The sequence below is a fragment of the Actinokineospora sp. NBRC 105648 genome, from assembly GCF_030269645.1.
In the GTDB taxonomy this organism is placed as follows: domain Bacteria; phylum Actinomycetota; class Actinomycetes; order Mycobacteriales; family Pseudonocardiaceae; genus Actinokineospora.
The window spans coordinates 53,740-76,895 of record NZ_BSTR01000001.1; the positions used below are offsets into that span (position 1 = coordinate 53,740).

Annotated in this window: 21 protein-coding genes; 9 read left to right on the forward strand and 12 right to left on the reverse strand. The window is 73.0% G+C overall.

Annotation, left to right across the window (positions count from 1 at the left end):
* Positions 1-222: 222 nt before the first annotated feature.
* Positions 223-1,056 carry an isocitrate lyase/PEP mutase family protein gene (locus tag QSK30_RS00255; RefSeq protein ID WP_285498668.1) on the reverse strand — a complete coding sequence of 278 codons (834 nt, stop codon included), beginning with the start codon at positions 1,054-1,056 and terminating at the stop codon, positions 223-225.
* 122 nt (positions 1,057-1,178) lie between these two features.
* Here QSK30_RS00255 and QSK30_RS00260 point away from each other — a divergent pair, with 122 nt between their 5' ends.
* On the forward strand, positions 1,179-2,648 hold the full coding sequence (locus tag QSK30_RS00260; protein WP_285498669.1) for an AlkA N-terminal domain-containing protein: 1,470 nt from the start codon (positions 1,179-1,181) through the stop codon (positions 2,646-2,648).
* An 80-nt stretch (positions 2,649-2,728) separates the two neighbouring features.
* On the opposite strand, the gene QSK30_RS00265 is transcribed toward QSK30_RS00260, so the two are convergent.
* The 3 genes from QSK30_RS00265 to QSK30_RS00275 form a co-directional block, all read right to left on the reverse strand.
* Positions 2,729-3,513, reverse strand: a protein-coding gene (locus tag QSK30_RS00265; protein WP_285498860.1) for an IS5 family transposase whose coding sequence is annotated in 2 segments (ribosomal slippage) — positions 2,729-3,192 and positions 3,192-3,513 — 786 coding nt in all. Because the reading frame shifts where the segments join, the coding sequence is not laid out codon by codon here.
* A gap of 586 nt (positions 3,514-4,099) precedes the next feature.
* Positions 4,100-5,338: a nucleotide sugar dehydrogenase gene (locus QSK30_RS00270; RefSeq protein WP_285498670.1), complete on the reverse strand. Its 1,239-nt coding sequence runs from the start codon at positions 5,336-5,338 to the stop codon at positions 4,100-4,102.
* A gap of 30 nt (positions 5,339-5,368) precedes the next feature.
* On the reverse strand, positions 5,369-5,707 hold the full coding sequence (locus QSK30_RS00275) for a hypothetical protein (RefSeq protein WP_285498671.1): 339 nt from the start codon (positions 5,705-5,707) through the stop codon (positions 5,369-5,371).
* Positions 5,708-6,123: 416 nt separating this feature from the next.
* On the opposite strand from QSK30_RS00275, the gene QSK30_RS00280 reads away from it, so the two are divergent.
* Positions 6,124-6,666, forward strand: a complete 543-nt coding sequence (locus QSK30_RS00280) for an EF-hand domain-containing protein (RefSeq protein WP_285498672.1) — start codon at positions 6,124-6,126, stop codon at positions 6,664-6,666.
* Positions 6,667-6,802: 136 nt separating this feature from the next.
* Here QSK30_RS00280 and QSK30_RS00285 read toward each other — a convergent pair whose 3' ends face one another.
* From QSK30_RS00285 to QSK30_RS00315, 7 genes are read right to left on the reverse strand one after another with little or no spacing between them, the layout of a single operon-like run.
* Entirely contained in the window at positions 6,803-8,122 is a 1,320-nt protein-coding gene (locus QSK30_RS00285) for an NAD(P)/FAD-dependent oxidoreductase (RefSeq protein ID WP_285498673.1), read from the reverse strand.
* Entirely contained in the window at positions 8,119-8,520 is a 402-nt protein-coding gene (locus tag QSK30_RS00290) for a DUF6917 domain-containing protein (RefSeq protein WP_285498674.1), read from the reverse strand. The genes QSK30_RS00285 and QSK30_RS00290 overlap by 4 nt, the downstream gene beginning before the upstream one ends.
* Complete coding sequence (locus QSK30_RS00295; RefSeq protein WP_285498675.1) at positions 8,517-9,446, reverse strand: Gfo/Idh/MocA family protein; 930 nt, start codon at positions 9,444-9,446, stop codon at positions 8,517-8,519. Before QSK30_RS00295 ends, QSK30_RS00290 begins: the two co-directional genes overlap by 4 nt.
* Positions 9,446-10,558, reverse strand: a complete 1,113-nt coding sequence (locus tag QSK30_RS00300) for an Ldh family oxidoreductase (RefSeq protein WP_285498676.1) — start codon at positions 10,556-10,558, stop codon at positions 9,446-9,448. The genes QSK30_RS00295 and QSK30_RS00300 overlap by 1 nt, the downstream gene beginning before the upstream one ends.
* Positions 10,555-11,808: a M20/M25/M40 family metallo-hydrolase gene (locus tag QSK30_RS00305; RefSeq protein WP_285498677.1), complete on the reverse strand. Its 1,254-nt coding sequence runs from the start codon at positions 11,806-11,808 to the stop codon at positions 10,555-10,557. Before QSK30_RS00305 ends, QSK30_RS00300 begins: the two co-directional genes overlap by 4 nt.
* A 1-nt stretch (position 11,809) precedes the next feature.
* A complete protein-coding gene (locus QSK30_RS00310) occupies positions 11,810-12,640 on the reverse strand; it encodes a sugar phosphate isomerase/epimerase family protein (protein WP_285498678.1) in 831 nt (276 codons plus the stop codon).
* Complete coding sequence (locus QSK30_RS00315; protein WP_285498679.1) at positions 12,637-13,638, reverse strand: Gfo/Idh/MocA family oxidoreductase; 1,002 nt, start codon at positions 13,636-13,638, stop codon at positions 12,637-12,639. Before QSK30_RS00315 ends, QSK30_RS00310 begins: the two co-directional genes overlap by 4 nt.
* Before the next feature lie 218 nt (positions 13,639-13,856).
* Between QSK30_RS00315 and QSK30_RS00320 the strand changes: the two genes are divergently transcribed.
* Genes QSK30_RS00320 through QSK30_RS00350 form a run of 7 tightly spaced genes read left to right on the forward strand, consistent with a single transcriptional unit; the run spans position 13,857 to position 21,264 of the window.
* Complete coding sequence (locus tag QSK30_RS00320) at positions 13,857-15,062, forward strand: DegT/DnrJ/EryC1/StrS family aminotransferase (RefSeq protein ID WP_285498680.1); 1,206 nt, start codon at positions 13,857-13,859, stop codon at positions 15,060-15,062.
* The gene (locus tag QSK30_RS00325; RefSeq protein WP_285498681.1) at positions 15,059-16,183 is read left to right on the forward strand and encodes a DegT/DnrJ/EryC1/StrS family aminotransferase; all 1,125 of its coding nucleotides are present in this window, start codon (positions 15,059-15,061) and stop codon (positions 16,181-16,183) included. The genes QSK30_RS00320 and QSK30_RS00325 overlap by 4 nt, the downstream gene beginning before the upstream one ends.
* Positions 16,180-17,118 (forward strand): UbiA family prenyltransferase, encoded by a 939-nt coding sequence (locus QSK30_RS00330; protein ID WP_285498682.1) that lies wholly within the window; start codon positions 16,180-16,182, stop codon positions 17,116-17,118. Before QSK30_RS00325 ends, QSK30_RS00330 begins: the two co-directional genes overlap by 4 nt.
* Positions 17,115-18,422, forward strand: a complete 1,308-nt coding sequence (locus QSK30_RS00335) for a protoporphyrinogen/coproporphyrinogen oxidase (protein ID WP_285498683.1) — start codon at positions 17,115-17,117, stop codon at positions 18,420-18,422. Before QSK30_RS00330 ends, QSK30_RS00335 begins: the two co-directional genes overlap by 4 nt.
* The gene (locus QSK30_RS00340) at positions 18,415-19,197 is read left to right on the forward strand and encodes a class I SAM-dependent methyltransferase (RefSeq protein WP_285498684.1); all 783 of its coding nucleotides are present in this window, start codon (positions 18,415-18,417) and stop codon (positions 19,195-19,197) included. The genes QSK30_RS00335 and QSK30_RS00340 overlap by 8 nt, the downstream gene beginning before the upstream one ends.
* Complete coding sequence (locus QSK30_RS00345) at positions 19,197-20,792, forward strand: class I adenylate-forming enzyme family protein (protein ID WP_285498685.1); 1,596 nt, start codon at positions 19,197-19,199, stop codon at positions 20,790-20,792. Before QSK30_RS00340 ends, QSK30_RS00345 begins: the two co-directional genes overlap by 1 nt.
* 13 nt (positions 20,793-20,805) lie before the next feature.
* Positions 20,806-21,264 carry a carboxymuconolactone decarboxylase family protein gene (locus QSK30_RS00350; protein WP_285498686.1) on the forward strand — a complete coding sequence of 153 codons (459 nt, stop codon included), beginning with the start codon at positions 20,806-20,808 and terminating at the stop codon, positions 21,262-21,264.
* Positions 21,265-21,866: 602 nt separating this feature from the next.
* On the opposite strand, the gene ispH is transcribed toward QSK30_RS00350, so the two are convergent.
* Positions 21,867-23,102 (reverse strand): 4-hydroxy-3-methylbut-2-enyl diphosphate reductase, encoded by a 1,236-nt coding sequence (ispH, locus tag QSK30_RS00355; protein ID WP_285498687.1) that lies wholly within the window; start codon positions 23,100-23,102, stop codon positions 21,867-21,869.
* Between the last annotated feature and the right edge of the window lie 54 nt (positions 23,103-23,156).

The following is a 23,156-nucleotide window of genomic DNA, read 5'->3' on the forward strand; positions in this document are numbered from 1 at the left end:
CCGCTGCCCGCTGCCCGCTGCCCGCTGCCCGCTGCCCGCTGCCCGCTGCCCGCTGCCCGCTGCCCGCTGCCCGCTGCCCGCTGCCCGCTGCCCGCTGCCCGCTGCCCGCTGCCCGCTGCCCGCTGCCCGCTGCCGTGATCACTCGGGTGCGGGTGGTGTCCTCATCCCTCTACAGTGGACAGCGGCGGCGGGCGAACAGGGAATTGCGGAAAGCAGGTTTCGTCAGCGGCGCAGGAGGCCGTTGAGTTCCACCCAGGTCATGGATTCCGTTACCGTGTCGTAGGTTCCGGCGGTCAGCAGTTCCTCGGTGGCCCGTCGGGTCAGGGCGTAAGCCGCCTGTGCGATGGCCGCGCCCAGGCTGGCCCTGGCCACGCCCGCTGTGCGCAGTTGGCCGATCGAGGGGGCGCCGGGGTGGATCATGATGTTGAGTGGGGCCGGGATTTCCTTGGCCAGTCGGCTGATCACCTCCAAATCGACCAAACCGGGCACGAAGATGCCGGAGGCGCCGGCTGCCAGGTAGGCGTTGGCCCGGTCCACTGTCGCCCTGAACCGGTCCGCCTCGTCGCCGACGCCGCGCAGGTAGGTGTCGGTGCGGGCGTTGAGGTAGAGGGCGATGCCTGCCTCGTCGGCCGCGGCGCGGGCGGCGGTGTAGCGCTCGGCCTGTTCGGCGATCGGGCGCAGTGGTCCGGTGGCGTTGGCGTGGGAGTCTTCGATGTTCACCCCGACCGCGCCCGCGGCCAGCACCGCGCGGATGGTCTCGGCCACGTCCGCCGCGGTGGTGCCGAAGCCGGACTCGATGTCGGCGGTGACCGGCACGTCCACGGCGGACACGACGCGGGCGATCAGGTCTACGGCGTGGTCGCGGGAGAGGGCGTCGCCGTCGGGGGCGCCCAAGCTCCAGGCGACGCCCGCGCTGGTGGTCGCCACGGCGCGCACCCCGGCGGCGACCGAGACCGCCGCGCTCGCCGCGTCCCAGGCGTTGGCCAGCGCCAACACCTCCGGGCCCGCGTGCAGGGCGTGGAACTCGTGGGCGCGGTCCTGTTGGGAAGTCGTCATGCGATCAGTCAAGCAGGACCCACCGACAGGAACGCGCGGAAAACCGCCGGCGATGCTTTCTGGACAGTAAAGTCGTTTTACCGCTAGTGGACACTGTACGGCCGACCTTCATCCTGTCCCGTGTGCATGAGGATTTCGACCGCTGCGTGCGCGCGGTGCGGTCCAAGGACGCGCGCTTCGACGGCTGGTTCTTCACCGCGGTACGGACTACCCGCATCTACTGCAGGCCGAGCTGTCCGGGGATGCCGCCGAAGGCCGAGAACATGACCTTCTTCCCCAGCGCGGCCGCGGCCCAGCAGGCGGGCTTCCGGGCCTGCAAGCGCTGCCGCCCGGACGCCAGTCCCGGTTCGCCGCAGTGGAACGAGCGCGCCGACCTGGCCGCCCGCGCCATGCGGCTGATCGCCGACGGCGTGGTCGACCGGGCGGGCGTGCCCGGGCTGGCCGCGCGCCTGGGCTACAGCGTGCGGCAGGTTGAGCGCCAGCTGCTGGCCGAGTTCGGCGCGGGCCCGCTCGCGCTGGCCCGGGCCCAGCGCGCGCAGACCGCGCGACTGCTGATCGAGACCACGGCCCTGCCGATGAGCGAGGTGGCGGCGGCGGCGGGCTTCGGCAGCATCCGAACCTTCAACGACACGGTGCGCGAGGTTTTCGCGCTGCCCCCAACGGAATTGCGGCTACGCGCGGGTAGGCAGGTGTCCAGCCCGGGCGTGATCTCCCTGCGGCTGCCCTTCCGCGAGCCGCTGTGCCCGGACAACCTGTTCGGCTACCTCGCCGCGACCGCGATCCCCGGCGTCGAGGAGTGGCGCGACGGCGCCTACCGGCGGACGTTGCGGCTCCCGCACGGCACCGGCATCGCGACCCTGCGACCGACCGCCGACCACATAGCCTGCCAGCTGGCGCTCACCGACCTGCGCGACCTGGCCAGGGCGATCAGCCGCTGCAGGCGCTTGCTCGACCTCGACGCCGACCCGGTCGCGGTGGACGACCTGCTCGCGGCCGACCCAGTTCTGCACCCGTACGTCCGCCGCGCGCCCGGCCGCCGCGTCCCCCGGACCGTCGACGGCGGTGAGCTGGCGGTGCGCGCGGTGCTGAGTCAACAGGTGACCACCGCCGTGTCGCGAGCCCACGCGACCCGGTTGGTGGCTGATCACGGCGATCCCGCGCACGACCCGTCCGGCGGCCTGACGCACCTGTTCCCCACCCCCGAGTCACTGGCCGAACTGGATCCCGACCGGTTGGCACTTCCCCGGGCCCGACGGGACACGGTCGCCGCCCTGGTGCACGCGCTGGCCTCGGGGTCCATCGACCTCGGAGTCGGCGCCGACCGCGACCGGGCCCGCGCCCGACTGGCGGTGCTGCCGGGATTCGGCCCGTGGACGGTGGAGACGATCGCGATGCGCGCGCTGGGCGACCCGGACGCGTTCCTACCGGGCGACCTGGCGGTCCGGACGGCCGCGCGATCGCTCGGGCTGCCGTTCACGCCCACTGCGTTGACGGCCCATGCCTCGGCTTGGCGGCCGTGGCGGGCGTACGCGGTGCAGCACCTGTGGGCGATCGCCGATCCGGCCGCTGTGGGTGGTTCCGAGCTCTCCTGAGCTTTCGCCGTCTCCTGAGCGTTCGCCGCCGAACTCTCGTGAGCGTTCGCCGCCGTGAGTACCCCAGTTAAGACCTGGTCTCATGTGGTGAGTTTCTTGAAGCAGGTGAGGGCGGCGGCGAGGGTGAGGAAGCCGAGGTAGTTGCGTCCATGGCGTTCCCATCGGGTGCCGATGCGGCGGTAGTGGTTGACCAGCCAGGACAAGGTGCGTTCGACGACCCAGCGGTGACGGCCCAGCCGGGTGGAGGTGTCGACACCCTTGCGGCTGATCCGGACCATGATGCCCCGGTCGATCAGCCATTTCCGGAGTTCGCGCACGTCGTAAGCCTTGTCGGCGTGAAGCTTGTCCGGGCGGAACCGCCGTCCCCTCCTCGGTGTGCGCACCCGCGGGACCGCGTGGACCAGGGTGGGCAGGGCGAGGTGGTCGTTGACGTTGGCCGCCGAGACCCCGACCACCAAGGGCAGACCCGCTCGGTCGACCAGGACGTGGATCTTCGACCCGTTCTTGCCCCTGTCCACCGGGCTCGGACCGGTTACCGAGCCCCCTTTTTCGCCCGGGTCGCGGCGGCGTCCACCACGACCCGCGACCAGTCGATCAGGTCACCGCCGCCGAGTCTGTCCAGGATCGCGTGGTGTATCCGGGTCCACAACCCCGCCTTGGTCCAGGCGGTGAACCTGCGGTGCGCCGTCGGGACACTGACCCCGAACTGCTCGGGCAACTCCCGCCACCCACACCCACTGGTCAACACGTACACGATCGCGGTGAACACCGCCCGATCATCCAACGGAGCCGTCCCACCACCCTGCGGCCGGGCCACGAACCCCGGGACCAACGGCTCCACCACGTCCCACAACGCATCCGGCACCAACCGCAACGACAACCTGTCCACGAGAACCGATCATCCCAAACCAAGATCAACCACATGAGACCGGGTCTAAGAACGGGGGCTCGATCTGGTGAACTCATTTCGTGCGGGGCCCCTAGAGCACCGCGGTGGGGAAAAAGCGTGGGGTGAAGGGCATCCCCACACACGGCAAGTTTAGCGGTACTCCTCCCCCACACGAAATGAGTTCACCAGATCGAGCACACGTAGCGGGACGCACGTTCCAGCGGGCTCGGCTGGAGGTACAGAGGCAGCGCCCCAAAGGTTCGAAGCTCTTCAATCTCTTCGAGCTTTCCAAGCTTTCATTGCTCTTAATCCCGGCCCGGCTGGTACCGGCGGCCCCGCTACGGATGCTCGATCTAGTGGACTCGCTTCGTGTGGGGGAGGAGTACCGCTAAACTTGCCGGTGGTGGGGAATGCCCTTCACCCGCCCTTTTTTCACCACCGCGGTGCTCTAGGGGCCCCGCGCGAAGTGAGTTCACTAGATCGAGCCCCCGCTCTTACCTGGGCAACGAACACGGCAACCCTCAAGCGAGTTCACTAGATCTGGCCCACGCGAGCCCGGGGTTCACAGCCGTTCCACCCGATCCCCCTCCACTTTCCCCCGCGCGTCCAGCACCACCCGCTGGCCCAGCGCCCCCAAGTCATAGCACCGGTGCGCCTGCAACAGCACCACCAGATCCACCGGGTGGTCCACATCGGACACCGAGCGGACCGGCGCGTCGTCCACCGAGAACGCGGGCGCGTGCGGGTCGCAGTAGAGCACCTCCACCCCCATCGCCCGCAGCTGCCGCACGACGCCGACGGCCGGTGACTGCCGCAGGTCCCCGACGTCGGCCTTGTACGTCACCCCCAGCAGCAGCACCCGGGCCCCGTAGACCCGTCCGCCGTCGCGGGCCAGGATGTCCCTCGCGCGGCGCACCACGTACCCGGGCATGCCCGCGTTGACCTCCTGGGCCGTGGTGACCATCGAGCACGGCAGCCCCTCGGCCCGGGCGCGGTTGGCCAGGTAGCGCGGATCGACCGGGATGCAGTGCCCGCCGACGCCGGGGCCGGGGGAGAACGGCTGGAAGCCGAACGGCTTGGTGGCCGAGCAGCGGAGCACGTCCCAGACATCGATCCCGAGCCGGTCGCAGAAGACCGCCAGCTCGTTGACCAGGGCGATGTTGACCAGTCGGTAGCTGTTCTCCAGCAGCTTCGCCGTCTCGGCCTCGCGCAGGCCCGCCGCGACCACCACCGAGTCGACGAGCTCCTCGTAGAAGGCCTCGCACCGCTTGGCGCACACCGGGGTCAGGCCGCTGACGACCTTGGGGGTGTTCTCCAGGACGTACTCGCCGTTGCCCGGGTCGATCCGCTCCGGGGAGTAGGCCAGGTTGAAGTCGACGCCCGCCACCAGCCCGGTGGACTCCAGGATCGGCAGCAGCACCTCCTCGGTGGTGCCGGGGTAGCTCGTCGACTCCAGCACCACCAGCGTGCCGGGTCGCAGGTGGGCGGCGACCGAGTGGCCCGCCGCCATCACCGCGCGCAGGTCCGGCTCGCCGTCGACCAGGCCGGTGGGCACGCAGATCACCACGGTGTCGGCGAGCGACACCGGCGAGAACGTGGTGGTGGTCCGGAAACCGTTGTCCAGCATGGCGTGGATCTCCGCGTCCGCGGCGTCCTGCACGTGTGAGCGGCCCGAGCGCAGGCCCGACACCACGTCGGGGTCGGTGTCCACGCCGACCACCGCGAGCCCGGCGGCGCAGGCGCGCCTGGCCAGTGGGAGCCCGACGTAACCCAGCCCGACTACCACGAGGTCCACAGACAAGATTCGTCCTTTCCGCGCCGATGAGGGGTCTCAGCCGACCCGGAAGCCGCCCGCGGGGGAGAGCGGGTGCCCGCCGTACCCGGGCCGGACGTCGCCGATGAAGGGCACCGGGAAGATGCACAGCGGGTCGAAGTACAGCGTCAGCCTGCGGTCGGTCAGGTTGAGCACCAGGTGCGAGAGCGCGGGCAGATCGTTGCAGCCGCCGTGCGGGTCCTGGATGAACTTGAGCGGGTCGCCCTCCAGGGTGAAGACGATCACCGTGCCGCGCGCCGCCGGTGGTTGCCCGGCCAGTGCCGCGGCGGGCGCGGCGAGCGCGCCGGTGAGCGCGGCGGCGGCGAAGGTGGCGACGATCGAGCGTGCGAACCGCATTGGGGCCCTCCCTGGAATCGGATCTCGCGTCCCATGCTGGTCATTTCCCAGCAGGGCCGCAGTCGCCGATTCGGGTACGTATTTTCACCCTATCGGTTGGCGGCGGGTGATGTCCGGCCGTCCGCGTCGAGGGGCGCGCCGCCCATGGCCCCGGCTCCGCGCCGAGTTGGATCATCGGCTCAGTCGGGCCTGAATAGCCAGGCCAAATGGTGAATCACGAAAGCGGTGAAAAGATCTTACCCAGGTTTTCGGCGGTTACCCAGGGCTCGATAGGCGGAATCGTCGATCACCCGAAAAGGGATCGTCCAGATCGCGCCCAGGACGGGCCGCGTTGCTAGTGTCGGGGTTCGTCGGGTACCGAATGAGCGGCGGAATCGTCGGGTGCCCGCGCGGAATACCGTCAAACGCGAAGGAGCATGGTCGTGACCGCAAGCGTCCAGGACAGCCGGCTGAAGCGTCGTTTCGAACTCTGGGACAGCAACGGGGACGGGGCGATCGACAAGTCGGACTACGAGTCCGAGGCGCGTCGAATCCTCCAGGGCTTCGGCGAGCAGGAGAACTCGCCCAAGGGGCGGGCTCTCGTTTCCGCGTACAACGGCCTGTGGGAGAAGCTCGCAGGCAAGGCGGGTGTGGGGCCGCAGGGCAAGGTGTCCCTCCAGGACTACCTGCGGGTGTCGGAGGAGGAGCTGGTCCAGGGCGGCGACGCCGGGTTCGACCGCAACCTGCGGCCGACCATCGAGGCCATCGTCGACATCGCCGACACCGATGGCGACGGCGAGGTCAACCCCTCGGAGTTCAAGCGCTGGCTGCGCGCCGCCGGTGTCGACGAGCGCCAGGCGGACAGCGCCTTCCGCCAGCTCGACGGCAACGGCAGCGGCACGCTCTCGGTCGAGGAGCTGGTCGAGGCCGTGCGCGACTTCCACCAGGGCAAGCACGACATCTCGCTGCTGGGCCGCTGACCCCGGCTGCTCGGACACCACCGCCCCGGAGGCTGATGCCTCCGGGGCGGTTCCTTTCCGTGCACCCGCCCGCGGACCACGGCCGGTTACCAGAGGGTGGGACGCGGTGTCCCGCCCAGTGGTAACCGCCGTGCGTTCACGCGGGCGGGTCGCCTCCGTGGTTCGCGGCGAACCTGGTCCGAGCCGCCGCGACGACCACGCGGCCGAGCACCGCGGGGCGCAGCAGCTCCACGGGCCGGGCGCGCATCGCCAGGACGTCGGCGAACCGGCGGGCCACCACCGGGTCGGACATCGCCGCCGCGTCGATGGCGCCTGCCAGCGCCTGGCGGAAGCGGTCGCCGCGCGGGCGCTCGCCGGTGACGTGGGGTAGCCGGAAGTCGTTGAGCACCGTCTGCCACGCCACGTCCACCAGCAACGAGAGCCGGTGCAGGTAGTCGCCCACCGCCGTACCCGCCCCCAGCCAGCCGCCGAGCGCGGAGGCGTGCAGCGCCGCCGAGGAGATGCCCTGACCGTAGATCGGGTTGAACGAGGCCACCGCGTCACCGACCGGGACCACCCCGTCCGGGAAGCGCTCCGCCGCGTGGAAGTCCCGGCGGACGCTGTGCGGGAACCGGTGCGTCGCGACCGGCGCCACCGCCTCGGAACCGCCCACCAGCTCGGCGAAACCGGGAGCGGGCTCGGCCAGGCAGCGCGCGGCGAACGCCCGGGGATCGCGGGTCGGCCGGTCCGCGCCGTACCCGGACACCACGCACACCCACCGGTCCGGCCCCACCGGCGCGACGCAGCTCATCCCGGCCCGGGCCCAGGCCGCGGACCGTGTCGAGTGGACGATCAACATCCCGTCCAGCCGCGCGCCGGGCCGCCGCCGGAACAGCGTCGTCGCGTACCCCAGGTCCAGCCCGATCCGCCGCTTCGGTGCGGCCGGGTAGCCCAGGTCGGCCAGCCAGCTGGACAACCGCGCGGCCCGACCGGTCGCGTCCACCACCAGGTCGGCCCGCCGCACCCCGGACTCCAGGCGCGCCCCGGTCACCCGGTCGCCGGTCAGCTCCAGCCCGACTACCCGGTCGCGCACCAGGCGCACCCGCGGCAGGGCCAGCACCGCCGATCGGATGTGCCACTCCAGCAGCGGGCGGTCGACGGGCAGCAGGCTGTCGCCGCCGACCGGTGGGCGCATCCGGCCGTCGACGTACATGCGGGCATCGGTGTGCGGGTCGCGCAGGACCGCCCCGTCGGCGGCCAGGTCGTCGAGGATCCCGGGGAACCAGTGCGCCAGCAGGTGCTGCCCCAACCCCAGCAGGATGTGCAACTGCGCGTCCTGGGGGACGGCCGCGCGGTGTTCGGGCCCCTCGGGCAGGTCGCCCGGCTCGACGACCAGCACCTCGTCGGCCAGGTCGTGCAGGACGCGGGCGGCGAGCAGCCCGGCGACGCTGCCGCCCGCGACGACCGCACGCCTCACCGGGCCGCCGACTGGACGAAGTGGACGGTGGACTCCGGCGACAGGTCGATCTGGCCGCCGGAGACGGGCGCCTCGCGGCGGATCAGGATGTTGTAGTGGTTGGGGAAGTGGCAGGCGTCGAAGCCGAGCACGGTGCCCACCACCCGGTCGCCGATCCGCACCTCGTCGCCGCGGTCGATCACCCCGCCGTGCGAGATCTCGGCGAACCCGAGGAACCCGACCCGGTCGATGCTCGGGTCGCCGACCGCGTGGTCGGTGGTCACCAGCTCGTGCACCTCGCCCCGGCGGACGCACCGGCTGGCGAACTCCTCCAGCCGCATCCCGCGGTCGTCGCGCCGGTGCACCAGCACCTTCACCAGCACCCCGGCCACGGTCCGCTTGTCGCCGTCCTCGATCACCGTTCCCGCCCCACCATCGCCGCGACCTTCGAGCAGTGCTCCACCCGGTAGGAGGCGTCCACCAGCGCCAGCGCGGCCAGCCCGTCGCGGTCGACGCCACCGGTGTGGATGGCCTGGGTGAACGCGCGCAGCACCCCGGCGTACTCGTGCCACAGCGACTGCTTGAACCCGGCGAACCCGGCCAGCATGTCCGCCCGGCGCACGGTGCCGTCGGCCAGCCGCACCTCGACGTCCTTGGTCTCGCCCGGGTGGTCCCAGTCCAGCTCCACGGTGGCCAGCGCGCCGGTCTCGGTGGCCAGCCGCACCACCGCGGCCCGGTCCACCCCGGTCGCGTCCCGCCGGATGTCCACACCGGACACCTGGAGCGTGCCGAGCAGCAGTCGGACCAGGTCGAAGGCGTTGGGCCCGTTGTCGGCCACGCAGCCGCCGCCGCAGCGCAGCGGGTCGAGGTACCACTCGTCCTCGCCGACGTGGTCCTCGATGCGCTCCAGGTAGCGCACCCGGACCGACTCCACCGGCACCCCCGGCGGCAGGCTCGCCACCAGGGCCTGGATCCGCGCGTTGTAGCGGCGGTGGAACGAGGTGAACAGCACCGCGCCGCGGGTGGCGGCCAGCTCGGCCAGCGCCAGCCCGTCCGGCAGCCGGGTGGCCAGCGGCTTCTCCACGCACACCGGCAGCCCGGCGTCGAGCAGGTCCAGGCACACCGGGGCGTGCTGGTCGTTGGGCACGGTGACCACCACCGCGTCCAGCCCGCCCGCGGTGATCATGTCCCGGTGGTCGCGCCAGCACGGCACCTCGTCGCGGTAGGGCGCCAGCGCCTCCGGCCGCACGTCGCACACCGCGCCCAGCCGCAGCGGGCCGCTCTCGCCGAGGGCGGCGAGGTAGTAGCGGGAGATCACCCCGAGGCCGATCACACCGATCCGCATCAGCGCACCCCCGGCAGGTCCAGGCCCAGCTCGGCGGCCACGTCGGCGAGCTCGGCGTGCAGCGCGCCGCTCAGCGGCACCCCCAGCCCGCGGCACTCCTCGGCGTGCCGGGCCTCCGGCACCCCCGGGTAGGACACCTTGCCGCCCGCCTCGACCGGCGGGCAGCCCAGCAGCGACCCGAACAGCGACCCCGCGTCGCGCTGGTAGGCCTCCGGCTCGCGCAGGGTGGCGGGCGCCACGGCGAGCACCAGGTAGCCGATGTCGTCGTCCGGGGCGCGGTCGGCGGCCCAGGCGGCGGGCGAGGGCCCGATGCCCGCGCCGGGCACCAGCGCGGCCAGCACCTCGACCATCAGACCGAGGCCGAACCCCTTGTACTCACCCGATCCCGGTCCGCCGAGCCAGGTGAGGTGGGCGGTGCCCTGGTCGAACAGCGCCGGGTCGCGCACGGGGTCGCCGTGTTCGTCGGCCAGCCAGCCCGCCGGGACGCCCTCGCCCGCCCGGGCCGCCGCGCGGACCTTGCCGGTGGGCACCGCGGTGGTGCTCATGTCCAGCAGGAACGGCGGGTGCGCGCCCGCGGGCGCGGCCACGCTGAGCGGGTTGGTGCCCAGCATCGCCACCCGGCCGCGCGGCGGCCGCGCGATCCGCTGGTGGCCGCAGTTGGCCGCGACCACGCCGATCATCCCGCCCGCCACCGCGCGCAGGGCGTGCGGCCCGGCGCAGCCGAAGTGCGTGCCGCCGCGCACCGAGACCAGCCCGATGCCGTGGTTGACCGCGCGCCGCACGGCCAGGTCCATCGCCTCGCCCGCCAGCCACAGCCCCAGCGCCCCGCACCCGTCGAGCAGCACCGAGGCGCCCCGGTCGGCGAGCACCCGCGGCTCGGCGTCGGGCCTGCTGCGCCCGGAGCGCAGCAGCGGCAGGTAGATCCTGGTCAGGTTGACCAGGCCGTGCGAGCTGGTGCCGGTGATGTCGCCGTGGCACAGCGCGGTCGCGGCGGCGCTCGCCCGACCCCGCGGTACCCCGTGCGCGACGAACACCTCCGTGGTGAAGCTGAGCAGCTCCGCTAGCTCGACGCGCACCCGCGTCGCGGGTGGGGCGTGGTCCAGATCGGTCATCCCGGTGCCGTTCTCGTCGGTGTGGCGGTGAAGGCACGCAGCACGCGGCTGACCTGGTCGGCGAAGGCGGCCAGGTCGGCCAGGGCGACGAACTCGCCCTCGGCGTGCGCGTTGTTGGCGGCCAGGTCCCCGGGGCCGAGCACGGCGGTGGCGGTCCCGGGGACCTCGGACATCCAGATGGCGTCGCAGGTGAACGCCGGTTCGGCGGTGGGCCAGGCGGGCACGCCCGCGGTGGCCATCAGACCGCCCAGCCAGGGGCCGCCGCCCGCGAGCGCGGGCAGCCCGCGCTTGAGCCAGTCCACTGTGGTCAGCCGGGCCGCGTCGGCGGCGGTGCGGGCCAGCTCGGGCACGCCCGCGAAGGCCGAGCCGAACCGCTCGACGCCGCCCGCGATCGCGCGGTCGAGGGCGGCGGTGAGCGCCGCGCCCTCGTCGGCACCGGCGTAGGCGAGGTTGACCAGCAGGTCGCCCTGGCCGTAGACGCGGTTGTGCCGGGTGCCGGTGTGCAGGCCCGCGATGCACGCCTGGCCGCCCGCGAGCTCGGTGGCCAGGTGCTGGGCGAGGTAGCCGAGCAGCACGGTGGCGTTGTGGCCGTCGCCGGGGCGGTCGTCGACGGCCCCGCTGCCCGCCACCCGCACCCGCGCGGTGGCCGACGCGGTGGCCCGGGCCAGGTAGCGCAGGCCGGTGGGCTCGCAGAAGATGTTGAGGGCGCCGTAGAAGCCCCGCGCGATCAGCGGGCGGGTGCCGAAGGTGCCCATCGCGCCGCCCTCCTCGCCCGCGACGGCCTGCACCAGCACCGAGACCTCCCGCCCCAGCCTGGGTTCGCGGGCCACCGCGTCGCGGATCCCGGCCAGCAGCGCGACCGCCGGGCCCTTGGCGTCGACCGCGCCGCGACCGCGCACCACGGCGCCGTCGCAGGACGCGGGCTCGTGCCCGGCCACGGTGTCGAGGTGGACGTTGAACATCACCGTCGGTGCGTCCGCCGGGCCCAGCCTGAGCACGAGATTGGGTTGCGCGGCAAGGAAGTCCGGGTCGCGGGCGGCGTCGCGCACGGCCTCGGGCACGCTCGGGAGGTCCAGTTCGGACGGTTCGGCCGGGGCGTGGTGCACGACGTCGAACCCGTGCGCGGCCTCGGCGTAGGCGGTCTGCGCCGCCCACAGCCACACCGGGCCGGGCCCCTCCAGCGGACCCGCGGTGGGCAGGTCGATCAGCCGCAGCAGCAGCGCCACGTCGGCCTCGGTCAGCCCCGCCACGTCACCGGCCCGCGGTGGCGAGCAGGGCCTCGAGCGCGCGCCCGGCGGCGGTGAACGCCTCGGCCGAGCCGGGGCCGCGCTCGTCCTCGTGCGGGCGCAGCCCCAGGTGCGGCTCGATCGAGAGCGCGCCCTGGTAGCCGTGCGCGGACAACAGGGCCAGGCAGCCCTCGACGTCGGCCGCGCCCTCGCCCGGCAGTGTCCACTGTGGTCCGTAGGCGCCTGGCACGCCGTCCTTGACGTGCACGTGCGCGACGTGCTCGACCAGCTCGGCGAGCTGCGCCACGGCGGAGTACCCGTACGCCAGGCCGTTCCCGGTGTCGAACAGCAGCCGCAGGGCCGGGCTGTCGGCCTCCTCCAGCATCCGCAGCGCGTGCCCGGCGTCCCGGCCCGCCCAGCCCGCGCAGTTCTCGTGCAGCAGCACCAGGTCCGCCTGCTCGGCGCGCTGGGCCAGCTCGCGCATCCGGCGCAGCACCCGGTGCTCCCACTCGTCGGCGTGCAGCCCGTCGTTGGGGTAGGACATCACCCGCAGGTACCGGGTGCCCAGCCGGGCGCAGCGCGTCGCGAGGACCCGCAGCTCGTCGAGGTCGCGGCCGAAGTCGCCGGTGATCGCGCTCGACCAGTCGCCGATGCGCGAGTCCACGCACACCGTGCGCAGCCCCAGCTCGGCCAGCGTCTCGGCCACCCGGGCGAACTCGTGGTCGTCCAGCTCGGCGACCGGCACGCCGTCGACGGTGCGCAGCTCGATCGCCGACCAGCCCAGCCGGGCGATCGCGGCGACCTGGTCGGCCAGCGCCGGGCCCGCCTCGTCGCCGATCCCGGCGAGCACGGTCACCGGTCGGCCCCGACCGGGACGCGCAGCCCGGAGCGGCGCTTGGCCTGGGCCAGCAGCCGCACCGCGGCGATCCCGGCGGCGGGCTCGTCGGCCAGCGGCTCCTCGCCGGCGAAGTGCCGGTAGGCCCGGGCGATGAACGCGGTGAGCGAGTCGTCGCGGAACACCGAGTCGACCTTGCCGCCGTGCGTGCGCACCGAGAGCTGGGCGTACTCGTCGATGGCGCTGATCGGGTAGTGCCCGACCAGCGTGCCCGCCTCCAGCTCCACGGTGATCCGGCGCTCGCGGACCGGGGCGGTCAGGTCGGTGCGGATGTCGGTGCGGGTGCCGCCCGCGTGCCGCAGCCGCAGCCAGGCCCGGCCCAGCGACGGGAACACCGCGTCGCCGAGCAGCATGTCGGCGCAGCCCGCGGCGGTGACCTCGGCGGGACCGGCCAGCAGCAGCGCCACGGCCAGCGAGTGCGGCACCTCCACGTCGAAGGCGCTCTGGTGGTCGTCGCCCGCGAGCGTGCGGGCGAAGCGCGGCTTGCTCTGGGTGAAGGCCACCGACCGCAGCGCGCCGAGCCGCCCGCCGTGCAGCACGCCCAGGATCCGGTTGGTCAGCTCGCTGGCCCGCCACTGCGCGACCGGCACCAGGTCGAGCCGGGCCAGCTCGCGCAGCCGGAGCACCTCGCGCAGCTCCACCTCGTCGGCGGCCAGCGGCTTCTCCAGCAGGATCCGGCGGAAGCCCAGGTCGGCCAGCTCGGTGAGCGGGCGCAGCCGGGCCGACGGGCCGGTGCACAGGTGCACGACGGTGCGCTCGGGGTCGGTGAGCGCGGCGGCCTGCGCCAGCGAGCTCGCGGTGACCACGTCGGGGGCGTCCGGGACGGCGCGGCGCGGGTCGTAGACGGTGATCGGCGGTCTGCCGAACGAGCGGCCGCTGCCGTAGCCGAGCTTGCGCAGCACGGGCAGGTGCAGCCCGGCCCCGGACCGGCCGAGTCCCACGACGAGCGTGCCCAGCATGGGTGGCGTGCCTCCTGAAACCGCGTGGACCCCCGGAACCGGGCCAACCCTGGCCGGGGCGTGCGCACCGTGTCAACGCCGGTCGCCGACGGCCACACGACCGTGTGATCTTTTGATTGCGTTGACACACAACGGTTCCGCACCGCCTAGTTTGGACCGCGGTCGGGTGGGCACCGCCGCGGGGCGCGGTGTGGCGACGCCCGACCGGAGGGACAGGCATGGAGCACGCCGCGGCACTCGCGGATCCCGGCACCGCCGACCACAGCGGCCGGGCGGTGCCCTTCTTCAGCCAGGCGAGCAGTTTCGCCGAGCTGTGGCCCGCCATCGCGACCAACGTCACCACGGTGCTGCACCGCGGCAAGTTCTCGCACGGCCCGCTGGTGGCCGAGCTGGAGCGGGCGCTGGCCGAGCGGCTCGGCGCCGCGCACGTGGTGGGGGTCAACTCCGGCACCGACGCGCTGGTGCTGCTGCTGCGCGCGGCCGGGCTGGAGCCCGGTGACGAGGTCGTGGTGCCCGCGTTCAGCTTCGTGGCCTCGGCGTCCTCGGTGGTCCTGGCGGGCGGGCGGCCCGCGTTCGCCGACATCGACCCGCTCACCTACGGCCTGGACCCGGGCGCCGCCGCCGCCGCGGTCACGCCCGCGACCCGGATGGTCATGCCGGTGCACCTGTTCTGCCAGCTCGCCGACCTGGCGGGGATAGCGGAGGTGGCCCAGCGGCACGCGCTGACCGTGGTCGAGGACAGCGCCGAGGCGATCGGCATGCGCTGGGACGGCGTGCACGCCGGGCTGCACGGCGCGGGCGGGGTGCTCTCGTTCTTCCCCACCAAGACCCTCGGCGCGCTCGGCGACGCGGGCGCGGTGATCACCAACGACGACCGGGTCGCCGAGACCGCCGCCGCGCTGCGCCACCACGGCCGGTTCGGCCGCACCCTGGACCACTTCCCGGGCATCTCCAACGAGACCGCGCTGCCCGGGGTCAACTCCAAGATGGACGACCTGCAGGCCGCGGTGCTGCTGGCCAAGCTCGGCAGGCTGGACGCCGACATCGCCCGGCGGGCCGAGCTTGCGGCCGCCTACACCGAGCGGCTGCGCGGCTGCCCCGGGGTGCGCAGGCTGCCCACCGCGGTCGAGCGCGAGGTCGACACCGACCCGGTGTTCTACGTCTACCTCGTCGAGGTCGAGCACCGCGACGCCCTCGTCGAGTACCTGGCCGCGCACGGTGTCGGCACCGAGACCTACTACCCGGTGCCGCTGCACCTGCAGCCCTGCTTCGCCGACCTCGGCCACCGGCGCGGGGAGTTCCCGCACGCCGAGGCCGCCTGCGCGCGGGCCGTCGCGCTGCCGCTCTACCCGGACCTGCTGGAGTCGCAAGTGGACAGGGTGTGCGCGCTGGTCCGCGCCTTCTACGGCGGTGCCGCCTCGTGACGCTCCCGTTCTTCCCGCCCGACCTGTTCGACAACGAGCGCGACGCGCTGCTCGACATCGTCCGGCGCACCGGTCTCTCACCGTCGCAGAAGTTCATCCTCGGCGAGCGCACCGCGCAGTTCGAGGACGCGCTGCGCGCCGAGACCGGCGCGGCCGAGGTCATCGCCTGCTCCAGCGGCACCTCCGCGCTCACGCTCGTGTTGCGCGCCATGGACATCGGGCCCGGTGACGAGGTCGTGGTGCCCGCCTTCGGCTGCGCGCCGCTGGCCTCCTCGGTGGTCTCGGTCGGCGCGGTCCCGGTGTTCGCCGACGTGCACCCGTGGACGATGGTCGTCGAGCCCTACGAGGTCGCGCGGGCGATCACCGCGCGCACCGCGGCGGTCATGCCCGCGCACATGTTCTCGGTGATGGCCGACATGCCCACCATGCGCGAGCTGGCCCGGCGCCACGACGTGCGGCTGGTCGAGGACTCCGCGGTGGCCCAGGGCGGGGTGCTCGGCGGGGTCCCGGCCGGGCGCTGGGGCGACGCGGGCGTGTACTCCTTCGTCCAGGTCAAGACCTTCGGCACGGTCGGCGAGGGCGGCGCGGTGGTCACCGACGACGCCGAGCTCGGCCGGACCGTGCGGATGCTGCGCAACCACGGCCAGGACGGGCGCGCCCGGTTCGTGCACCACCTGGTCGGCTACAACAGCCGGTTCGACGAGCTGGTGGCCGAGTTCCAGCTGCACCGGCTGCCCGGGCTGGCCGGGCGGCTGGCCCGCCGCGCCGAGATCGCCGACTACTACACCGAGCGGTTCACCCCGCTGGTCGAGCGCGGTGTGCAGCCACCCCCGCCGGGGCGTGACGGCCGCTGCTTCTACGTGTACTCGCTGCTGGCCGAGCGCCGCGACGCGCTCAAGGCCCACCTGCTCACCCGCGGGGTGGGCAGCCACGTCTACTACCCGGCGCCGCTGCCCAGCCAGCCCGCGTTCGCCCGCTTCGCCCGGCCCGGCCAGTACTGGCCGCACGCCGAGCTGGCCAGCGCCAGGACGCTGGCGCTGCCGATCTACCCGCACCTGACCGACGCCCAGGTCGAGCACATCGCCGACGCGGTCTGCGACTTCCCCGGAGGACCGCGATGACGGTGCCGCTGCGGCTGACCGCCGCGCCCGGCAAGCTGGGCGCCTACGCGCGCCTGGCCAAGCTCGACGTGTGGGACTACTACCTGGCGCTGCCGCTGGCCTGGTCGCTGGCCGGGTTCACGCCCGCGGCGCTGGGCCTGCTGGCGATCTTCGGGCCGGGCACGGTGTCGGTGGTGGCGGGCGCGGTCGCCTTCGACGACGTCACCGGCTACCGCGACGGCAGCGACGCGGCCAACTACGGCCCGGACTCGCCCGCCCGCAGGCTGGCCCGCAAGCCGCTGCTCACCGGGGAGCTCGCCGAGGCGGAGGCGGTCCGCTTCGGCTGGCTGGCCACGGTCGCGGGCGCGCTGCTCTGGGCGCTGGCGGTGCTGGTCGCTGGCGCTCCACTGTGGACGGTGCTGCTGGCCGCGGTGTGCCTGGCCGCCGCGGTGCAGTACTCGTGGGGCCTCAAGATCAGCTACCGCGGCTGGCAGGAGGTGTTCCTGGCCGGTTTCGGCGCCGGGCTGGTGCTCGTCGGACTCGGTCTGGGCACCGGCGGGATGAGCGGGTTCGCACTGGTCCAGGCCGTCCTGTTCGGACTCGGGCCGCTGCTGTTCGGGGTCTACTCGAACACCCGCGACATCGAGGGCGACGCGGCCGTGGGTAGGCCCACCGCCGCCGTCCTGCTCTCCGCGCGGGCCAACCGGCTGTTCATCGCCGGGCTGTCGGTGGCCGAGGCGGGCCTGATCACCAGCGCGGCCGGGCTCGGCGCCGCCCCGTGGTGGTTCGCGCTGGCCCTCTCGCCCACCATGCTGCTGCGGCTGGCGCAGCTGCGCCGCGGCGTCGGCCTGGGCGACCTGCTCGGCGCCCGGCTGCTCGGCCTGCGCGCGCACCGCGTCACCACCGCGAGCCTGGTCGCGGTCAACCTGATCATCGTGCTGGGAGCCGGTTCGTGAGCGCAGATCTCGACGTCGCCGTTGTCGGAGCCGGGATCGCGGGCCTGGCGCTGGCCCACCGGCTGCGCGCGCGGGGCCGCTCGGTGCACGTGTTCGAGGCCGCCGACCAGATCGGCGGCCGGATGACCAGCCTGCGCCGGGACGGCTACCTGATCGACACCGGCGCCGAGATGATCGGCACCACCGGCTACCCGGCCACCTGGCGGCTGATCCGCGAGTTCGGTCTGTCCGATGTGGAGGTCCCGCTGATCGGTGCCGACCTCGCGGTGTGGCGGGAGGGGCGCCCGCGCCCGCACGTCGGCGACCCGCGCGGGCTGGCCGAGGGCGCCGGGCTGTCGCTGTCCGACCGGGTCGAGCTGGCCAAGCTGCTCGGTGCCGCCGCGCTGCGCAGGCGGGCCTACGACCCGGACACCCCGGAGGGCACGCCGATGGGCGGGCGCACGGTGGCCGAGATCGCCCGCGGCGGTGTGCACGACTACCTGCTCCAGCCGTTGAGCGGCGGGTTCTTCGGCTGGGACACCGAGCGCGCGTGCGCCGGGCCGCTGCTGAGCCACCTGCTCGCGGTGGGCGCCACCAAGACGTTCCGCACGTACCGCGACGGCATGGACACCATCGCCCGGCTGCTCGCCGCCCGCCTGGACGTGAGCACCGGCGTCGCCGTGCGGGAGGTGACCACCACCGGGTCCGGCGCGCGGATCACCATCGACGGCGCGTCCCTGACCGCGCGCACGGTGGTGTTGGCGGTGCCCGCGCCGGTCGCCGCGCGGCTGCACCCGGGGGCGCCGGAGTACGTGCGGCGCTGCGAGTTCCGGCCGATGGCCAAGGTGATCTGCCTGCTCGACCGGCCGCTGGAGGGCCTCGGGCGCTCGTTCGCGCTGGCCGTGCCCGCGGTGGAGAACCCGGTGCTCGCGGGCGTGGTGTTCGACGACCGCAAGCACCCGGGCCGCGCGCCCGCCCGGCGCGGCATGCTCACCCTGGTCTCGGCGCCCGGAGTCACCGGTGAGCTGCTGTCCGCCTCCGACGACGAGATCGCCCGCACGCTGCTCACCCAGGCCGAGCGCTACGTCCCGGGCTTGGCGGCGACCCTGCGCGCGACCGTGGTCCTGCGCTTCCCGCACGGTCTGCCGATGCCCACCCCGGCCGCGCTGGCGCTGCGCCCGGAGTTCGTCCGGCGCCCAGCGGCGGCGGTCGAGTACGCGGGCGACTGGTACGCCCTGCGGCCCAGCAGCGAGTCGGCGGTGCGCTCGGCCGAGGTCGTCGCGGACCGGCTCGCGGGCGCCGACCTGGCGGTGGCCGGTGCCTGAGATCGCTGTCGCCCGCTACGTGTTCGGCACCGCCTTCGAGCGCGAGGAGGAGCGGCTCACCCTCGGCGAGCGGCTCTGGGACCCGGGCACCATCGCCCGGCTCGACGCGCTCGGCGTCGGCCCGGGCAAGCGCTGCCTGGAGGTCGGCGCCGGCCGCGGGTCCATCGCGGCGTGGATGGCCGGGCGCGGTGCCGCGGTCACCGCGGTGGACATCGACACCTCCCGGCTGAACCGGCTGCGCGCCCTGGGGGTGGCGGTGTGCGAGTCGGACATCAGCGTGGGCGAGGTGCCCGAGCAGACCTACGACCTGGTGCACGCCCGGCTGGTCGTGCAGCACGTCGGCGACCGCGCGGCGGCCGTCCGCCGGATGGTGGCCATGCTGCGCCCGGGGGGTCACCTGGTGCTGGAGGACACCGACACCGCGTCGCTGTTCAGCACCGCCGACGGCCCGCTGCAGCCCGCGGTGAAGGCCGCGGCCTACGCGGTGATGATCGACTCCGGCTACCACGCCCGCTGCGGCCTGCTCGACGTCGAGCTCGCCCTGGCCGCCGGGCTCCACGACGTGCGGGCCGAGGGGCGCGCCGAGGTGGTCGCGGGCGGGACCCCGGAGGGCCGCTGGTTCGCGCTCTGGCTCGAGCACCTGCGACCGGCGATGGTGGCGGCGGATGGGGTGTCCGATGTAGACATCGATGGCGCGGTCGCCGACCTGGCCGATCCCGGGCGCCGGTGGCTCTCGCAGGTGATGGTCACGGTGACCGGGCGGAAGGACGGCTGATGAGCGGGCCACGCGACCTGGGGACCCTGTTCGACGACCTGGTGGAGCGCCGGGTGCGCACCGTCGTGCGGCTGAGCAGGCCGCTGGACGTGGCACCGGACTACGGCACCAGCTACGACCTGCCCGCGCTGGCGGCGCTGGTGCGCAACCTCGCGGGCTGGCTGCACGCCGCCGGGGTGCGCCCGGGCGACCGGGTGGCCGTGGTCAAGCCGAACCACTGGGACTACGTGCTGCTCGCCTGCGCCGCCGTGCGGGTCGGCGCGGTGCCCGCGCTGCTGTCGGACCACGTGGCCCCCGAGGCGCTGCAGGTGCTGCTCAAGCGGCTCGACCCGGCGCTGCTGATCACGACCCGGTCGGTGCTGGACAACGCCCGCGAGCACGGGTGCGACCTGCTCGGCCACGCCCGCCAGACGCTCACCCTGGAGGGCCGCTACCCGGGCACGATCAACATCGAGCGGCTGCACGGCCACGAGCCGCCGCCCCCGGTCCACCGCGACGACGACGAGCCGCTGGTGGTCAACCACACCTCGGGCACCACCGGCGTGCCCAAGCTGGTGGTGCACTCCAACCGCACGCTCGTGCTGGGGCTGGCGGGCGCGGAGTCGACCCGGCTGCCGATCGTGTCCAGCCGCAAGCGGGACACGGTCTGCTCGGCCATCGCCTACAGCCACGGCCGGGCGATCCCGTGGACGGCCAGCGTCCTGTGGCTGGCCCCGAGCGAGGTCGTGGTGATCGACTCACCGGACCCGGTCGTGGCCGAGCGGGTGCTGCGCGCGTACCCGCCGACCACGCTGGAGGCGCTGCCCTCGACCTACGTGCGCTGGCAACCGATGGCCGACCAACCGAGCAACCCGTTCCGCCGCGTGCGGCTGTTCATCAGCACCTTCGACGCCGTGCACCCACCGACGGTCCGCGCCTTCCTGGCCGCGACGCGCAGGCGACCGGTGTGGGCGCAGGTGTGGGGGCAGACCGAGACCGGCCCGATGACGTTCCGCTTCCTCACCCGCCGCGCGCTGGCCGAGCGCGAGCAACGGCACCCGACCACCCGCGACCTCGGCCGCCCCATCCCCTTCCGCACCAGGCTGCGCGTGGTCGACCCGCGCACGTTCGAACCGGTCCGACGCGGCACCCCGGGCCTGGTGCTCATCCACACCCCCACCCGCTGCCTCGACTACCTGGGCGAACACGACCGCTGGGAAGCCAAGCTCACCGGTGCGTGGTGGAACACCGGCGACCTGGGCGTGCGCACGCGGACGGGCTCGTACCTGCTGCTCGACCGCGAGGTGGACGTGCTGCCCGGCCAGAGCTGCGTGGAACTGGAAGACGTGCTCCAGGACCGGGTTCCCCAGGTCCTGGAGTGCGTCGTCCTACCCACTCCGGGCAGGCTGCCAGTGCCGGTGGTCGTCACCGCCGACGGAGCACTGGACCCGTTCTCCTGGCAGCACGCACTGCACGACCTACCTGCCCTGGCCGACCCCGTGGTGGTGCCGTGGGAGCAGATCCCCCGCACCGGCACCGGGAAGGTCCGCCGGATGGAACTGCGCACCATGATCACCGGCGGGCACGATACCTTCGGTACCGGACGCTGGACGTGAGGAGATCCCCACTGTGACAACGCAACGAGTCGCCGCCATCCCGGCCGCGCCGGAGCTGTACAAGAAGCTGATCGCCCTGCACACCGCCGTGGAACACGAGGCCGTGGCGGCCGGACTGGACCAGAAGCTCATCGAACTGGTCAAGATCCGCGCCTCCCAGATCAACGGCTGCGCCTTCTGCATTGACATGCACAGCACAGCGGCATCGAAGCTGGGCGAAGACATCCGCCGCATCCACGCCCTCCCGGCCTTCCGGGAGAGCGGCTTCTTCACGGCACGGGAGGAAGCCGCACTGGCACTGACGGAGTCGGTGACCCTGCTCGCGGAGACCAGGGTGCCGGACGACGTCTACGAGGCAGCCGCCAAGGAGTTCTCGGAGGCGGAACTGACACAGCTGATCTGGGCGATCACCGTGATCAACGCCTTCAACCGCCTCTCGGTCACCAGCCGCAACACCCCACCCCCGCTCTAGACCGCACCGCACTGCACCACGCCGCCCCGACATGTTGCCTTGCCCTTGCTGTTCACTCTCTAATTCTCAAGCCCTATGCCACGCAACACCCGCTACGCCAGTGCTCGATTCAGTGGACTCACTTCGTGTGGGGGAGGAGTACCGCTAAACTTGCCGTGTGGTGGGGATGCCCTTCACCCGCCCTTTTTTCACCACCGCGGTGCTCTAGGGGCCCCGCACGAAGTGAGTTCACTGAATCGAGCCCGCTCTTACTCGGGTACACACGGCGTTGCTCGCCGTCCTCGACTGGGCGTAGCTCATACGGGTTGCCCGACTAAGACGCAGGCTCGATCTGGCGAACTCCCTTTGCGCGGGGCCCCTAGAGCACCGCTGTGGGGAAAAAGCGTGGGGTGAAGGGCATCCCCACCACCAGGTCAAGGTTAGCGGCACTCCTCCCCCACACAAAGGGAGTCCGCCAGATCGAGCACATCCGTAACGGGTGTTGCGTTCCGTGGGGCTTGGGAATTAGGGATTGAGGGCAAGGGCAAGGGCAAGGGCAAGGGCAGAGGGCAGAGGGCACGTGCTGGGGCTGCGCGGTTGGATTAGGGCTTGGGGTGTGGTGGCTAGGAAGTGTGGCGTACTGGGGAGGGCAGGGTGAACTGGATGGTTTCCCGTGCGGTCTCGTGCTCTGAGACCTCCACCGGTCCAAGCCCGCGCAGCGTCGCGATTACCTCGTCCACCAGGTGTGGCGGTGCCGAAGCCCCAGCGGTCAGGCCGATGGTCTTCGTGCCTGCGAGCCATTGTGGGCGTATGTCGCGGACGTCGTCGATCAGGAATGCCTTGGTGCCCTGTCGCTTTGACAACTCGACCAAACGCAGTGAGTTCGAGGAATTGGTGGAGCCGACCACCAGTACCAGGTCTGATACCGCTGCCACGGCGCGCAGTGAGTCCTGGCGGTTGGTGGTGGCGTAGCAGATGTCGTCGGAGCCGGGGCCGCGCAGTGCCGGGAACCTGGCGTGCAGGGCGTCGATGATGTCCGTGGTCTCGTCGACCGCCAGGGTGGTCTGGGTCAGGTAGGAAACCCTTGTGGGGTCGGGGATGTCCACTGTCGCCACATCGGCGACCGACTCCACGAGCACGGTGCGGTCCGGTACCTCGCCCAGTGTTCCCTCGACCTCTTCGTGGCCCGCGTGTCCGATGAGGATCACTGTGTCGCCTCGGCCCGCGAACCTGCGTGCTTCGGCGTGGACCTTGGTGACCAGGGGGCAGGTGGCGTCGATGACGGCCATCCCGCGTGCCGCCGCGTCGGTGCGGACCGCTGGGGAGACGCCGTGTGCCGAGAAGACCACAGTGGACTGATCGGGTACCGCATCGAGTTCGTCCACGAACACTGCGCCGCGTGCTTCCAGGTCGGCGACCACGTGGGTGTTGTGCACGATCTGCTTGCGCACGTACACCGGCTCGTCTTGCCGGTCCAACGCCCGCTCCACCACCTGGACCGCGCGTTCGACGCCCGCGCAGAACGAGCGCGGTGCCGCCAGGACCACCGAGCGCGGGCCGCTGACCGCCACCCAGGCGCTGACCGCCGAGCGGGCCGCCAGTCGTGCCTTGTGGTCGCCGTGGCGCACGACCACGCCCAAGCCGGTGTCGCCGACGGTGGACCAGGTGGCGTCGGTGTTGGTCCGGTCGACCGCGACGTCCAGTACGCCGCGCACGCTGGGGACGCCTTGCCTGCGCAGTTCGCCCTCGATCAGGGTCGCCGCCGGGCAGCCGACGTCGGGACCGCCCAAGCCGCGCAGCTCGTCGGCGACGAGCACGGTGCCCGGGGGCAGCGGGTCGGTCGGTCCCAGCGTGGTCATCGGGTCGGGTCTCCTCGGTGTGCTCGACAGGCGGACGGGCGTCCGGTGGGGCGA

Excerpts from the sequence above, each read along its gene's own strand:
- QSK30_RS00255 (WP_285498668.1), bottom strand. The coding sequence starts at position 1,056 with ATGACGACTTCCCAACAGGACCGCGCCCACGAGTTCCACGCCCTGCAC.
- QSK30_RS00275 (WP_285498671.1), bottom strand. The coding sequence starts at position 5,707 with ATGCGGTTCGCACGCTCGATCGTCGCCACCTTCGCCGCCGCCGCGCTC.
- QSK30_RS00280 (WP_285498672.1), top strand. The coding sequence starts at position 6,124 with ATGGTCGTGACCGCAAGCGTCCAGGACAGCCGGCTGAAGCGTCGTTTC.
- QSK30_RS00295 (WP_285498675.1), bottom strand. The coding sequence starts at position 9,446 with ATGCGGATCGGTGTGATCGGCCTCGGGGTGATCTCCCGCTACTACCTC.
- QSK30_RS00300 (WP_285498676.1), bottom strand. The coding sequence starts at position 10,558 with ATGACCGATCTGGACCACGCCCCACCCGCGACGCGGGTGCGCGTCGAG.
- QSK30_RS00315 (WP_285498679.1), bottom strand. The coding sequence starts at position 13,638 with ATGCTGGGCACGCTCGTCGTGGGACTCGGCCGGTCCGGGGCCGGGCTG.
- QSK30_RS00320 (WP_285498680.1), top strand. The coding sequence starts at position 13,857 with ATGGAGCACGCCGCGGCACTCGCGGATCCCGGCACCGCCGACCACAGC.
- QSK30_RS00330 (WP_285498682.1), top strand. The coding sequence starts at position 16,180 with ATGACGGTGCCGCTGCGGCTGACCGCCGCGCCCGGCAAGCTGGGCGCC.
- QSK30_RS00345 (WP_285498685.1), top strand. The coding sequence starts at position 19,197 with ATGAGCGGGCCACGCGACCTGGGGACCCTGTTCGACGACCTGGTGGAG.
- ispH (WP_285498687.1), bottom strand. The coding sequence starts at position 23,102 with ATGACCACGCTGGGACCGACCGACCCGCTGCCCCCGGGCACCGTGCTC.